The organism is Cellulosilyticum sp. I15G10I2, assembly GCF_900095725.1.
Classification (GTDB): domain Bacteria; phylum Bacillota; class Clostridia; order Lachnospirales; family Cellulosilyticaceae; genus FMMP01.
The window spans coordinates 300781-314747 of the sequence record NZ_FMMP01000011.1 but is presented as its reverse complement, the minus strand read 5'-3'; the positions used below and the strand labels follow the sequence as shown (position 1 = coordinate 314747).

The 13967-nt window shown below is 35.7% G+C and carries 12 protein-coding genes; 2 read left to right on the top strand and 10 right to left on the bottom strand.

The window, feature by feature from the left end:
• On the top strand, positions 1 to 200 hold a 200-nt coding region (locus BN3326_RS13480; protein ID WP_141722919.1), incomplete at its 5' end, for a transketolase-like TK C-terminal-containing protein.
• Positions 201 to 346: 146 nt separating this feature from the next.
• Complete coding sequence (locus BN3326_RS13475) at positions 347 to 643, top strand: ArsR/SmtB family transcription factor (RefSeq protein ID WP_069999758.1); 297 nt, start codon at positions 347 to 349, stop codon at positions 641 to 643.
• 57 nt (positions 644 to 700) lie between these two features.
• Here the strand turns inward: BN3326_RS13475 and xylB are convergent, their stop codons facing one another.
• From xylB to chvE, 10 genes are all read right to left on the bottom strand, one after another.
• A complete protein-coding gene (gene xylB / locus BN3326_RS13470) occupies positions 701 to 2197 on the bottom strand; it encodes a xylulokinase (RefSeq protein WP_069999757.1) in 1497 nt (498 codons plus the stop codon).
• A gap of 199 nt (positions 2198 to 2396) precedes the next feature.
• Entirely contained in the window at positions 2397 to 3716 is a 1320-nt protein-coding gene (xylA, locus tag BN3326_RS13465) for a xylose isomerase (RefSeq protein WP_069999756.1), read from the bottom strand.
• Between the two features lie 128 nt (positions 3717 to 3844).
• Positions 3845 to 4978, bottom strand: coding sequence for an ROK family transcriptional regulator (locus BN3326_RS13460; protein WP_069999755.1), 1134 nt, complete (start codon positions 4976 to 4978; stop codon positions 3845 to 3847).
• Positions 4979 to 5176: 198 nt separating this feature from the next.
• Positions 5177 to 5755 carry a recombination mediator RecR gene (gene recR / locus BN3326_RS13455; protein ID WP_069999779.1) on the bottom strand — a complete coding sequence of 193 codons (579 nt, stop codon included), beginning with the start codon at positions 5753 to 5755 and terminating at the stop codon, positions 5177 to 5179.
• A 23-nt stretch (positions 5756 to 5778) separates the two neighbouring features.
• Positions 5779 to 6111 (bottom strand): YbaB/EbfC family nucleoid-associated protein, encoded by a 333-nt coding sequence (locus tag BN3326_RS13450; RefSeq protein WP_069999754.1) that lies wholly within the window; start codon positions 6109 to 6111, stop codon positions 5779 to 5781.
• A 12-nt stretch (positions 6112 to 6123) separates the two neighbouring features.
• Positions 6124 to 7737, bottom strand: coding sequence for a DNA polymerase III subunit gamma/tau (gene dnaX, locus BN3326_RS13445; RefSeq protein WP_069999753.1), 1614 nt, complete (start codon positions 7735 to 7737; stop codon positions 6124 to 6126).
• A gap of 147 nt (positions 7738 to 7884) precedes the next feature.
• Positions 7885 to 9903, bottom strand: a complete 2019-nt coding sequence (locus BN3326_RS13440; RefSeq protein ID WP_069999752.1) for a methyl-accepting chemotaxis protein — start codon at positions 9901 to 9903, stop codon at positions 7885 to 7887.
• Positions 9904 to 9968: 65 nt separating this feature from the next.
• Positions 9969 to 11129 (bottom strand): multiple monosaccharide ABC transporter permease, encoded by a 1161-nt coding sequence (gene mmsB, locus BN3326_RS13435; RefSeq protein ID WP_442857207.1) that lies wholly within the window; start codon positions 11127 to 11129, stop codon positions 9969 to 9971.
• Positions 11126 to 12670, bottom strand: a complete 1545-nt coding sequence (gene mmsA, locus BN3326_RS13430) for a multiple monosaccharide ABC transporter ATP-binding protein (RefSeq protein WP_069999750.1) — start codon at positions 12668 to 12670, stop codon at positions 11126 to 11128. Before mmsA ends, mmsB begins: the two co-directional genes overlap by 4 nt.
• Positions 12671 to 12773: 103 nt before the next feature.
• Positions 12774 to 13916, bottom strand: a complete 1143-nt coding sequence (gene chvE / locus BN3326_RS13425; RefSeq protein WP_069999749.1) for a multiple monosaccharide ABC transporter substrate-binding protein — start codon at positions 13914 to 13916, stop codon at positions 12774 to 12776.
• Positions 13917 to 13967: the final 51 nt, after the last annotated feature.

Sequence of the window (13967 nt, the reverse complement as noted above, 5' to 3'; positions counted from 1 at the left end):
CTGTATTACCATCAAATAAAGTAAAAAGAGTCGCGGTAGAAGCTGCAACCAGCTTTGGATGGCACAAATATACTGGTTTTGAAGGCAAAATCATTTCCATAGATACCTTTGGAGAATCAGCACCAGCAAACCTTATATTTGAAAAACATGGCTTTACAACCAATAACGTTGTATCTGCTGCTAAAAGTTTACTTAAGTAGTAAAAAAGACATCCTAAAAGATCAAATGATCTTTTAGGATGTCTTTTTATAAGAATTTTTTAAAAACTTAGTAGTCTGTATTGACAGTTGATGTGTTACATTCTATTATCTATATATCATTACATTATAATATAGGGAGGTGTTTGATGAATACTAAAGATAGTTTCTTAGAGAATCCAAAACAATACGAAGATGCAGCTGAATTGCTTAAAGCCCTCTCTCATCCCATCAGGCTTTGCATTGTAAGAGGTCTTCTTGAGATGGGTGGCAGTAATGTAACAAACATTCATTCTTGTTTAAATATGCCTCAGTCAACTATTTCCCAGCATCTAGCAAAGTTGAAAAGCTGCGGTATTATTACAGGCTCCAGAAACGGACTCGAAATAACTTATAGCGTTTCAAATCCTAAAGTAACTGCACTTGTTAAACTTTTTTTTGGATAATAAAACCCAAATGGCAAGCACTTAACGTGCTTGCCATTTACGCATTGATTTTACTCTTTATAACTCTGCAAGATCCTTATAGATATCTTTTAATTGTCCATAACCCTTTTTAAATACTTGATAATACTTATCGTAAACCTTGGCATCTTCTTCACAAGGCTTAATAATTTTACTTACTTTTATGAGCTCTCGGCAAGCTTCTTCCACACTATTAAACAATCCACATCCCACTGCTGCTAGTACGCTTGCACCATATGCTGGCCCCTCTGATGCTTCTACGATATTAAGTTCATAGTTAAATATAGAAGCTAATATCTCTACCCAAAGTTCATTTCTAACACCACCGCCTGTAATGCGCATTTCATGAATAGGAATCTGCATATCTTTTAAGATCTCAAGGGAATCGCGAAGTCCATAGCCTACCCCTTCCATAACCGCGCGGGTCATATGTCCTCTTGTATGCGAAGGCTTAAGACCAATAAATACCCCTGTAGCATTAACATCTGCATGTGGTGTTCTCTCTCCTGATAAATAGGGCAGGAATATAAGACCTTCGCTTCCTGCTGGCACCTTCGCAGCTTCATCTCTAAGCACCTTGTAAGGATTTTCTGCCTGAATATCTTTATTAACTTCTTCAACCCACCACTGCAGGCTATATGCAGCTGAAAGCATAACCCCCATTTGCGTAAACTTACCATTTGCATGATTAAAGGAATGCATCCTATTTTCTTTATCTACCTTATAATCATCAACAGATGCAAAGACAACACCTGATGTACCTAATGCTACGCTGACAACACCGCTTGCTACTGTTCCTGTACCCACTGCGCCAACAGCTTGGTCACCGCCTCCGCCTATCACCTTTGCCTTATCACTTATACCAAGTTCATCTGCTACATCTTTTTGAACAATTCCTGTTACTTCATAACAGTTATAAACTTCTGGCAGCCATTCTGGTTTTATGGATAAAATATCTACCATTTCTTTTGACCATGCTTTATTTTTTACATCGAAGAAAAGGGTCCCCGCTGCATCTGCTGCATCTATTTTATACTCTCCTGTTAAACGAAATCTAATATAGTCTTTTGGCAGAAGAATATGTGCTATTTTATCAAAGATTTCTGGTTCATTTTCTTTAACCCACATCACCTTAGGCCCTGTAAAGCCTGATAAGGCAATATTTCCTGTATAGGCTGAGAGCTTATCTCTTCCTATAATATCATTGAGGTAATCACATTGTTTTTGTGTTCTGCCATCATTCCAAAGAATAGATGGTCTTAAAACTTCTCCGGCCTCATCTAAAATAACAAGCCCATGCATTTGTCCGCTAAAACTTATCCCCTCAATTTGTTCACCCAATCCAGGGTTTTTAGTACAAATCTTTTTGATTGCATCTGCTGTTCCCTGCCACCAATCTTCTGGATTTTGTTCACTCCATAGTGGTTTTGGAAAGCTAAGAGGATATTTCTCAGAAGCACTCTCTATAATAACTCCCTGCTTATCCATTACAATAACTTTAACTGAACTTGTACCTACATCTATCCCTAAATACATCTTTTTTCTCCTCTCTCACCCTTAAATTAAGATTATAACACAGCTTTTACAAGAAAGTGTGCAAAAAACGCACACGCTTGTGAAACAGGAAAGTTTGGTCCCTTGCAAGCAAGACGCACTTTCCTATTTCATAAAAAATGATAAGTAGAGGCAGGCACTTAAGACCTGCCTCTACTTTTATTGATATAGAGCTTATAGACTATTTACTAAAAATATATTGATTAACGATAGATTCCAGCATTTCTTGTCTGCCAGATTTTACTTTGATTTGATCATGTTCTAAAGCATATTTTTCAAGTGTTTCAAAGTCAACTTTACCTTCTACGATATCTTTACCAATACCCTCATTAAATGTTGCATAACGGTCTGCTTTAAAGTTTTCAAGTACACCATCTTCAATAAGTTTTAAAGCTACTTTAAAACCTTTTGCAAACGTATCCATTCCTGAAATATAGCTTAAGAAAATATCTTCTGGTTCAAAAGATGCTCTTCTTGGTTTTGAATCAAAGTTAAGTCCACCTTTACCAAGACCACCATTTTGAATAATTTCGTACATACAATATGTTGCATCATAAATATTTGTTGGGAATTGATCAGTATCCCATCCTAGATTTGGATCACCCATATTAGCATCGATACTTCCTAATGCACCGTTAATTCTTGCTAAATGTACATCATGCTCAAAAGTATGTCCAGCAAGCGTCGCATGGTTAGCTTCAATATTTAGTTTAAATTCTTTTTCAAGCCCATATTTTCTAAGGAATCCAAGTACTGTAGCTGCATCTGTATCATATTGATGTTTTGTTGGTTCTTTTGGTTTTGGTTCGATAAGAAGTTCTCCAGTAAAACCAATTTTTTTCTTGTAGTCAACAGCCATCTTAAGGAATCTTGCGAAGTTTTCTTCTTCAAGTTTCATGTTTGTATTAAGTAACGTTTCATAGCCTTCACGACCGCCCCAGAATACGTAATTTTCGCCTCCGAGCAGTTTTGTAACTTCCATTGCTTTTTTAACCTGTGCTGCAGCGAATGCAAAAATATCAGCTTCACATGTTGTTGATGCACCATGCATAAAACGAGGATGTGAGAACATATTTGCTGTTCCCCACAATAACTTTTTGCCTGTTTCTTTCATCAGTTTATCGCAGTATGCTACAACTTCATCTAGTATTGCATTTGTTTCTACTAAAGTTTTGCCTTCTGGTGCAATATCTCTATCATGAAATGCAAAAAAGTCTATGTTCAATTTTTCCATAATCTCAAAACAAGCATCCATTTTTGCTTTAGCAAATTCTATTGGATCTTTTATATCTAACCAAGGTCTTTCCATTGTGCCACTTCCAAATGGATCTGAACCAGCTCCACAAAGTGTATGCCAATAAGAAAGCGTAAATCTAAGATGCTCTTTCATTGTTTTGCCATTTATCACTTCATCAGGATTAAAATACTTAAATGCAAATGGATTAGTTGATGTTTCTCCTTCATATTGTATCTTGCTTACATTTGGAAAATATTCTTTCATGACACGCCACCTTCTCTAAAATTTTTTTGATCTATGTTTATTATATACTTATCCGACATATTTTTCAATACTATTTTAAAATACTTTTTAAAATATCTTTAAAATTATATCAAAAATAAATTATACCCTTATACAAGTGCAGTAATTTCTTCTATAGCTCTAAGTGCTGCCCCATATTTTGAAGCTTTATAGCCTAGTGCTGAAAACTCTATTTTGCGATTTGCTTTAAGCATGCTGCAAGGGTTGTCTGCCATAGTTTCTTTCATCAGCGGCTCTATTTGCACTTGATATTCACTCATTTTTCCACCTATTATTACACAATCCGGGTCAAAGATAAGAAACCCATTATTAAGAAGTAGTACTAAATACCCTACGTATTCTTTCATCGCTTGTTTGTGCGATTCTATATTAATATCATAAATTGCAAATACCTCTTCAAGACTGTTTAGTGTTTTGCCCGCTATGCTACTAAAGGCAGCTATAAGTGTATGTGTTGATAAATAAGGTTCCACACATCCCCTATTCCCACAGTTGCAAAGTTTACCATCCTTTTGTATAACCATGTGCCCTATTTCACCTGCAGCCTCACTGCTTCCTGCATAATATCTTTTATCTACAATAATGCCTGCCCCTATACCTTCTTTAATCGAGATATACAACGAGTTCATATACTGTTTGGATACACCAATAATATTTTCTGCAAAAGCTGCCAGTCTAGCTTCATTACCCACATAAAAATTAATTTCCAGTTCATCTCTTAAAGCCTCTAAACTTAAGTTAGAAACGCTTATATTAGGTCCTTTCTTAAGCAGCAGCTTCTCCTCTTCTACAAGTCCTGGATAGGATATACCTATCCCTATTATATTTTCTTTCTTAAGCTTACCTTCTTCTAAAACGTCGGCAACGATAACCCGAATGCAGTTTTCTATTGATTGTTCAGCATTCATAATTATTTTTTCCAGCACAATTTCTAACTTAAGATTCATAAGGCAATAATAAACAGATTTTTTCTGAATATCAATGCCTATACTAAAATACCTGTTGTAATTGATATCTATCAGTATAGGTTTACGTCCATAATCTACTTCTGCTACCCCCGCTTCTTCTAACACCTTTTCATTTAAAAGCTTATTCACATTAGTTGTAACTGTAGGGATACTAACATTCATCCTTTCTGCTAAGTCATACTTAGTCATAGGACCATATTCTCTGATTTTAGCTAGTATTGTTTTCTCATTATCATTTCTTCTCCTATTTTGCAATACCACTTCCTCCTTCTGCAATTTATAACTGTTAGATTTTATCTCATATCTTTGTCATTATCATGTAGTTTAAGTTTACAATCTATAATCATATATTTCAAGCAGTATATTTTTTATGACTTATGAAAAAGGCAAAAAACATGGTATAAGAAAAATTTATTATATTTTTCTTATACCATGTTTTTAACAAAATGACGCTTACATTTCTCTTCTGCCTTGAAGCGCTCTAGATAAAGTTATTTCATCTACATATTCCAGATCGCCGCCTACTGGTACCCCATGCGCAATACGTGTTGTTTTAATCCCTAAGGGTTTTAAGAGTTTACTAATATACATAGCTGTTGCTTCCCCTTCTATATTGGGGTTAGTGGCAATAATAATCTCTTCCACTTCTTCTTTTTGAATTCTTTCTAAAAGCTCTTTAATTTTAATATCGCTAGGACCGACTCCCATCATAGGTGAAATTGCACCATGCAAAATATGATAAAGACCCTTATATTCTTTGGTTTTTTCATAGGCTGCCATATCCCTTGAATCTTCCACAACCATAATCTGGCGATTAGCTCTTTTTTCATCTTTACAAATAGGACACAGCTTATCATCAGTAATGGTACAGCATCTATTGCAATAACTGATGTTTTGTTTGGCATCTACAAGTGTATCTGCGAGCCTTTGAACTTTTTCTTTTGGAAGACTAATGATATGAAAAGCGAGTCTTTGTGCAGATTTTGTACCTATCCCTGGAAGTCTTGATAGCTCTTCTATAAGTGCTACCATCTTATCGCCATAATAACCGCTCACTAGAATAAACCTCCCGTTGGAAGCCCTCCTGTTACCTTAGACATTTCTTTTTGTGAGAACTCTTCTGCTTGACGAATAGCTTCATTAACTGCCGTAAGAACCAGATCTTCTAAAGTTTCAATATCATCTGGATCTACAACTTCTTCTTTAATTTTGATTGCTTTAACTTCTTTTTTCCCTGTTAATGTAACTTCTACCATCCCTCCGCCTGAAGAAGCTGTAATAACCTTTTCTTCAAGAAGTGCTTGTGTTTCTTCCATTTGTTTTTGCATTTTCTGTGCCTGCTTCATAAGTTGTTGCATGTTAGGCATACCGCCACCGAAATTTTTCATCTTTTATTCCTCCTAATTTTTAATTTGTATATTGAAATTAATTTTAGCAGCTACATTTTTTATAACATCCGCCATATCTTTTATATCCTCAGTCTGTTCTGGATGTGAACCATAGACTTCTATACATTTAGAAGCATATTCATCTGCATGAATTGCCCTTACTTTTACGTCTTTAGCGGCCACTTCATTGATACCTTTTTTAAGTTCTTCTAAATGTGCATTTACAAGTACATCCATACCATCTTTGTAAACTACATAAAAAACATCATCTTCAACAAAGCCTGCTTCAGCAGTCTCAAATATAGACCATGCAGCTCTTCCAAGCCCGGCTTTTATCTCAGGCCACTTTTTTATAAGTTCTCTCACATCTTCCGAAACTGCTTTTGGAAGCCTTTTGGGCACTACCTCTTTAGAAGATCCTTTTGGCATTTCTACGGGCTGACTGGCTGCTACTTTTAGTCCTTCCTGAGCGAGTTTCTCTAGCTTTTGTTCTAAAAGCTGCATCTTTGTCATCATACTCTCTGGTGAATGATCCATTTGTACCTCTGAGAGCTTAAGAACAGCTATTTCTAAGAGTATTCTTGGGGAGATAGCATTTCTTAGTTCATACTCGAGTTCACCAAAGTGCTTGATATAACGCATAAGTTCACTAATACTTATAGACTCTGCTTGCCTTTGAAGTTCTAAAATATACTCACTGCTATAGTCTAACACACTCTCCATGCCATTTGTAGTCTTAGCTACCAACAAATTGCGGCTATGTTCTAAAAGATCACTCGCAAATTGTCTGATGCTGCGTCCTAACCTATTAACCTCTTCGCATAGCTCCAGAGCCTTCTTAGTATCCTGTGCAATTATAGCATAAATCATATTAAATAATATACTGCTGTCTACAGCACCAACAAGATAAAGTACTTTATCTAAAGTAATGGTCTCCTCAAAGTAAAAAGAGATGCTTTGCTCTAGTATACTGAGGGCATCACGCATCCCTCCATCTGCAAGCTTTGCAATATAGGCGAGTGCTTTCTCCTCAATACTAATGCTTTCTTGCTTCATATAAATAGAGAGTCTATCTTGTATCTCCTTAGCGGATAGTCTTTTAAAATCAAAACGCTGGCATCTTGAAAGAATAGTTACCGGAATTTTTTGAGGATCTGTTGTAGCTAAAATAAAGATAACATGAGCCGGTGGTTCTTCTAATGTTTTAAGAAGGGCATTAAATGCTCCTGTTGAAAGCATATGTACCTCATCTATAATATAAACCTTATATTTTCCTACAGCTGGCGTATATTTAACCTCTTCATTAATCTCACGTATATTGTCAACTCCATTATGAGAAGCGGCGTCCATTTCTATAATATTAATACCAGAACCATCCTGGACTTTTTCACACGCACTGCATCTGCCACATGCAGAGCCATTTATAGGATCTTCACAGTTTACAGCACGGGCAAAAATTTTAGCTATAGAAGTTTTTCCTGTACCACGGCTTCCTGAAAACAAATAAGCATGAGCTACGCGGTTTGAGTTAATTTGATTTTTGAGTGTCCTGACAATATGCTCTTGTCCAACTACATCATCAAAGGTATTGGGTCTGTATTTTCTATACAAAGCTAAATAACTCATGTTTTTTCCCTTCTAAAAAGATTTTGTTTATTTTATCTTTATGCAGTATTATACCACAAAATGAACATTCCTAACACATGTTTGTGCTTTCTAAAATAAAAGAAAAATAAGCCTCTTCTTAGTGAAGTAGGCCTATTTTTAAATTTATTAATTTCTATTATTTAGTTTAAAAGACCCAATAGAATTATTAAGTGTTTGCATAGTAACTGTCAATCGCTCAGAGAGTTTGGATAGATTATTAATAACATTTGTCTGTTCTTCACTTAATGCATTTACTTCCTCTGCGGCCCCTGCCGATTCTTGAGTAATAGAGGCAATATGAGTTATCTCTATAAGCGTTTCATCTTTTAAAACTTTTATGTCTTTCATTTGATAATTAATTTCCCCTAGTTCAGTGTCCATCACTTTTAAAGTTTGAATAATACTTGAGAAGATATCAGAAGCTTTTTGAACAGCTTCTTCTTGACTATTAAATATGTAGCTAGATTCCTGAATAAGGCGATTGGTGCTTACGTTCTTTTCTTGAATTTTACTAAGTGTTTGTTGAACAGCCGCAGTTGATGTTCTAGATTGTTCTGCTAAATTTCTTACTTCGCCTGCAACTACAGCAAAACCTTTTCCTGCTTCTCCAGCTCGGGCCGCTTCAATACTTGCATTAAGTGCTAATAGATTAGTTTGGTTACTAATATTATTAACAAGCTGCATCATATCTCCGATTCCTTTATTCAATTTACTAAGCTCTAAAATACTGTTTTCAACATTTCCAAACATTTGAACTGAAGAAATCATCGTTGTCTTTAGAAGTTCGATGCAGCTCGTGGCTTCTTGAATAAGCAACTTTACCCCTTGGGTATTTTCATAAATAGTATCACTTTTTTGTATGACCTTCTGAATGCCATAAGATAAGTTTTCCATAGCGCGTTCGCCTTTTTGCGCATAACCGGCCTGATTTGTTGTACCATCTGCAATATCAGTTACACAGTTTGCCAATTGATCGAAGGTTTCTACAGAACACTGCGTGGACTCGGCTAAAAGCTTACTCTCCTGTAAGCTATTAGCAATTACTTTTTTTGTTTCTTTCAGTAGCCCATGTATATTCGCAATCATATAATTAAAACTTACACAGAGCTGCGTAATCTCATTATTACCTCTAGGCTCTATTTGAATAGTCAAATCCCCTTCTTCTGCCTTCTTCATACATTTCATTAGATTAATAATAGGATCTGAAAACTTTTTGGCAATAGTTAACCCTACTACAACAGCTATAAGTGAGGTGATGATAATCAGAATAAATATATAGACAGTAACCCCAGTGAGTTGTTTGGTAAGAGAACGTTCCGGTATCCTAGCAGCCAATTTCCATCCATTTGAAAGTGTCACATAGGTTGTCAAAGTGTCTGCTCTAAATAATGTGTTTAAATCTTCTTGGTTATTGATTATAGACCAAAGGGTTTCATCAATAGCAGCATCTTTAGATTGATTACTAAAAATAATATTTTTATTAGGGTCAATCAGTATCAGCGTAGAATTCTCTAGTAATTCAATGTTATTAAAAATAGCAGCAATACTATCTGGGCTAATTGCTACACAAATAGTAGCTGTCCCCTTATTAGCCGTTGCAATGACATCTCTGATCACATAGAGCGAATCAGCAGAATCCCCCACTCCTTTTTGCCATACAAGCTTTCCACCCTCTTTTAAATCTCTTATCTTAAGAAGATCTTGTCTACTTATACTTGTCATACTAGAAATAATCTCATCATCTTCAAAAATAATATGTGCACTGTCAATAGCGCTATTTAAACTTTCCAAGGAAGTAATTGCTTTAGAAATGCTTTGAGAGGCATCCCGTTTAGTTTTGGAATCGTCAGAGAAATAATGCGCTAAGGTGTTATTTTGCACAAGGTTAGATACAACAAATTCAGCTATATTACTTTCAATGCCTCCCACAAAACTATTTACATTAATGCCTATCTGGTTAACCATTTGTATGGTGAGCTGCTTACTTGTTGTCCTTAGGGCATCTTTAGAAATAGAATATGAAAGGTAATTAACAATAAGTAACGGAATAATAGCAAACAAAATGCAAACTGTGATTAAATACCGTTTGATAGGTACAAATGTATTTCTTGATGATAATGCGCGTTTTAAGTGCTGATACTTCAATATCATCCCCCCTGATTCTATACCTTTACTTACTCTATTTATTCCTATGTTCTCTCTCTATTTTTTTATTTACTTCTTTGTTTAGATAGTACGTCAAATGCAACAGCCGCCAGTAAAACAAGGCCTTTAACTGCTCTTTGGAAGTTTGAGTCAATGCCCATAATAGACATACCATTGTTGAGAACCCCCATAAAGATAGCCCCAACTACAGCTCCCCCTACTGTTCCAGTACCACCGTAAGCGGAAGCCCCGCCAATAAAACAAGCACCAATAGCATCCAGTTCATAGTTAGTTCCTGCAGTAGGTGCAGCAGAATTAAAGCGCGCCACACATACAAGAGCAGCTACTGCACTTAAAAAGGCCATATTAACATACGCACCAAAAAGAATTTTATTGGTATTAATCCCCGAAAGTCTAGCTGCTTTTTCATTGCCCCCAAGCGCATAAAGATGACGGCCTGGAACAGTCTTAGAAGTATAGTAGGCATAGGCTAACACAATAACTGCAAGCAAAATTAAAATAGCTGGAATCCCTTTATAATTTGCTAAAGAATAAGACGTCGCAAGCACAATGCCACAAATAACAACCATCTTACCGATTAGTACACTCAAATTTTCTAATTCGTAACCCTTTTTAGCTTTATCCAAACGACCTACAAGCTTTGCTAGTATGTAAATAATACAGATAGTAATCCCTGTAACTAAACATATTATATTAAATTCACCATTAAAGGCATCTGGTATATAACTATTAAAAAGCACTAAATAATTTTCTGGAAAAGAGGAAATAGTGAGTCCATCTAAAACAATAAGCGCAACACCACGCCATAAAAGCATCCCAGATAAAGTAACAATAAAAGCAGGTATACGTACATAAGCAATCCAAAATCCTTGCCAAGCACCTATTAGAATACCAACACCTAAACAGATCAGAATTGCGAGCGTAATATTCATTTTTTGATTGACAATCAGTGTTCCTGCTACAGCCCCCACTAAAGCCACTATAGACCCTACGGATAAGTCGATATTCCCCCCTGTTAAAATACACATTAACATCCCTACTGCCAAAATAACAACATACCCATTTTGAGCAATTAAGTTACTGACATTTTGTGGTGCAAGTAGTGTGCCTCCTGTTTGAATCGTAAAGAACAGTGTAACAATTACAACTGCAATAATCATTGAATTTTTTTTCAAAATTTCTTTTGCTCTAGTCATGATACTTATTCTCCTTTATTTATACTTGATTTTAAAATATGAGACATTATTATTTCTTGAGTAGCTTCTTCTTGGAGAATTTCTCCTACCATACACCCCTCATTCATAATATAAATACGATCGCACATTCCTAAAACCTCAGGCAGTTCCGAAGAAATAAGAATGACTGATTTACCTTCAGCCACAAGGTTATTAATAATACAATATATTTCATATTTAGCACCAACATCAATGCCCCTTGTAGGCTCATCAAGTATCATAATATCAGGATCTGCAAACATCCACTTACTAAGCAGTACTTTTTGCTGATTGCCGCCACTTAGGCTGCCTACATTTTGTTCAACTGAACGACATTTTGTTTTAAGTTTTTCTTTATATTGATTGGCTATATTATTTTCTAGGTCTTTATCGATAATTTTATATTTACTTACCTTATCTAATTTAGCAAGTGTTGTATTGATGCATATAGAATTATCCAAAACTAACCCATTCCCTTTACGGTCTTCTGTAATATAAGCAATTTTATTTTCGATAGCTTGCTCTACAGTATTTAAATTCACTTTTTTCCCGTTTATAAACAAGTTTCCTGAGATACTCGTGCCATAACTTTTGCCAAAAATACTCATGGCAAGCTCTGTTCGTCCAGCGCCCATAAGGCCTGCAATACCAACAACTTCTCCTTTGCGTACATTTAAAGAAACATTATTGACAACCTTACGCTCGGTATAAATCGGATGATAGACATTCCAATTTTGAACTTCTAAGCTAATTTCTCCAAAATCATGTTTTTCCCGTTTAGCAAAGCGATCCGTGAGCTCCCGGCCAACCATCCCTTTAATAATACGCTCTTCAGTAATATCATCTTTTGTCTTATCTAAAGTTTCAATAGTTGCCCCATCACGGATAACTGTGATCTTATCTGCAATATATGAGATTTCATTTAACTTATGCGAAATAATAATTGAAGTTAAACCTTCTTTTTTAAATTGTAGTAATAAATCCAGTAGTTTGCGAGAATCCGCCTCATTTAAGGAAGCCGTAGGCTCATCTAGAATAAGAAGCTTAACATTTTTAGCAAATGCCTTTGCAATTTCTACCAGTTGCTGCTTACCAACGCCAATATCTTTTATAAGCGTATAGGAAGATTCCTTGAGTCCTACTGTTCTAAGAAGCTCATCTGCTTTTTTATAAGTTTCACTCCAGTCAATAGCTGCTTTTTTACCCTGCTCATTGCCTAGAAATATATTTTCTCCAATGGTCATATAAGGTACCAGCGCCAGTTCCTGATGTATGATTACAATACCTTTTTCTTCACTATCTTTTATTTTATTAAATTTACATAGTTCACCTTGGTATAAGATTTCACCCTCATAAGTTTCGTAGGGATAAATACCACTTAACACATTCATAAGGGTAGACTTACCTGCACCATTTTCACCTACTAATGCATGAATCTCCCCCTCTTCTACGACAAGGTTTACATTGTCAAGTGCCTTGACCCCTGTAAAATTTTTAGTAATATTTTTCATTTCCAGCAATATATCTGCCAAGTTTACCCCTCCTAAAATAGGTAGTATACAGCAAGGGGGCAATGCCCTAAAACATAGCCCTCTTGCTTAGATTATTAAACTCTTATTCTTTATAAAGCGCGTATTAATTTAATTGATCTTCTTTATAGTATCCAGAATCAATTAATAATTCTTTGTAATTATTTTTGTCTGCAAATACAGGTTCACAAAGGAAAGTTGGTACGATTCCTTTTCCATTATCATAAGTTTTTGTATCATTCACAGGTACTTCAGTTCCTTTTTCAATAGCATCTACCATTTCAACAACTTTTGCAGCTAAAGTACGTGTATCTTTGAAGATAGACATAGATTGTTTACCTGCTAAAATATTTTTCATAGCAGTAATATCACAGTCTTGGCCTGTAAGTACTGGGAATGTATCTCCTTGATAAGAAGATTGAAGGGCATTACTAATCCCAATCGCACATGAGTCATTAGAAGAAAGCACAACATCAAGCTTAGTACCATTTGCATAATTTGCAGTAATAAGGTTTTCCATACGTTTTTGAGCCTCTTCTGTAGACCAGTTAAGCGTAGCTACTTCTTCAAATTTCTTTTGACCAGAAACAACTACTAATTTACCAGCATCAATATAAGGATTTAAAACATCCATTGCTCCACCAAAGAAGAAGCGTGCATTATTGTCATCAGGAGATCCTGTGAAAAGTTCAATATTAAATGGTCCAGCTGCATTATTTAGGTCTAGAGCATCTACAATATAGTTCCCTTGAATAGTTCCAACCATATAGTTATCAAAGGTTGCATAGTACGAAACAGCATCTGTACCCATAATGAGGCGGTCATAAGCAATAACAGGAATATTAGCTTCTTTAGCTTTTGCAAGTACAGTTCCGAGTGACCCACCATCGATTGATGCAATAACTAGTGCAGTACAACCATTAGTAATCATATTTTCAACTTGAGATACTTGTGTAGATATATCGTTATTTGCATATTGTAAGTCTACTGTATAGCCTGCAGCTTCTAACTGTTCTTTCATGTTAGAACCATCTTGATTCCAACGTTGTAAGTCTTTAGTTGGCATAGCTACCCCGATTTTTCCGCCAGCAGATGCAGCCGGTGCTGGTGCAGCTTCAGCAGCTTTAGCAGGCTCTGCAGCTGGTGCTTGTTGACTTTCTGTTGGTTGTGCTTTATTCCCAGCGCAGCCTACTAACATAGTCACAGCCATTGCACCACATAATAACGCACTTAGCAGTTTCTTTTTCATAATATAATCCCCCTTGAATTTAATTAATAATTTCTTCTCCTTTACTATATC

Bases quoted from the DNA above. Each gene is read 5' to 3' on its own strand.
- BN3326_RS13475 (WP_069999758.1), top strand. From the start codon at position 347: ATGAATACTAAAGATAGTTTCTTAGAGAATCCAAAACAATACGAAGAT.
- xylB (WP_069999757.1), bottom strand. From the start codon at position 2,197: ATGTATTTAGGGATAGATGTAGGTACAAGTTCAGTTAAAGTTATTGTA.
- xylA (WP_069999756.1), bottom strand. From the start codon at position 3,716: ATGAAAGAATATTTTCCAAATGTAAGCAAGATACAATATGAAGGAGAA.
- recR (WP_069999779.1), bottom strand. From the start codon at position 5,755: ATGGTAGCACTTATAGAAGAGCTATCAAGACTTCCAGGGATAGGTACA.
- BN3326_RS13450 (WP_069999754.1), bottom strand. From the start codon at position 6,111: ATGAAAAATTTCGGTGGCGGTATGCCTAACATGCAACAACTTATGAAG.
- dnaX (WP_069999753.1), bottom strand. From the start codon at position 7,737: ATGAGTTATTTAGCTTTGTATAGAAAATACAGACCCAATACCTTTGAT.
- chvE (WP_069999749.1), bottom strand. From the start codon at position 13,916: ATGAAAAAGAAACTGCTAAGTGCGTTATTATGTGGTGCAATGGCTGTG.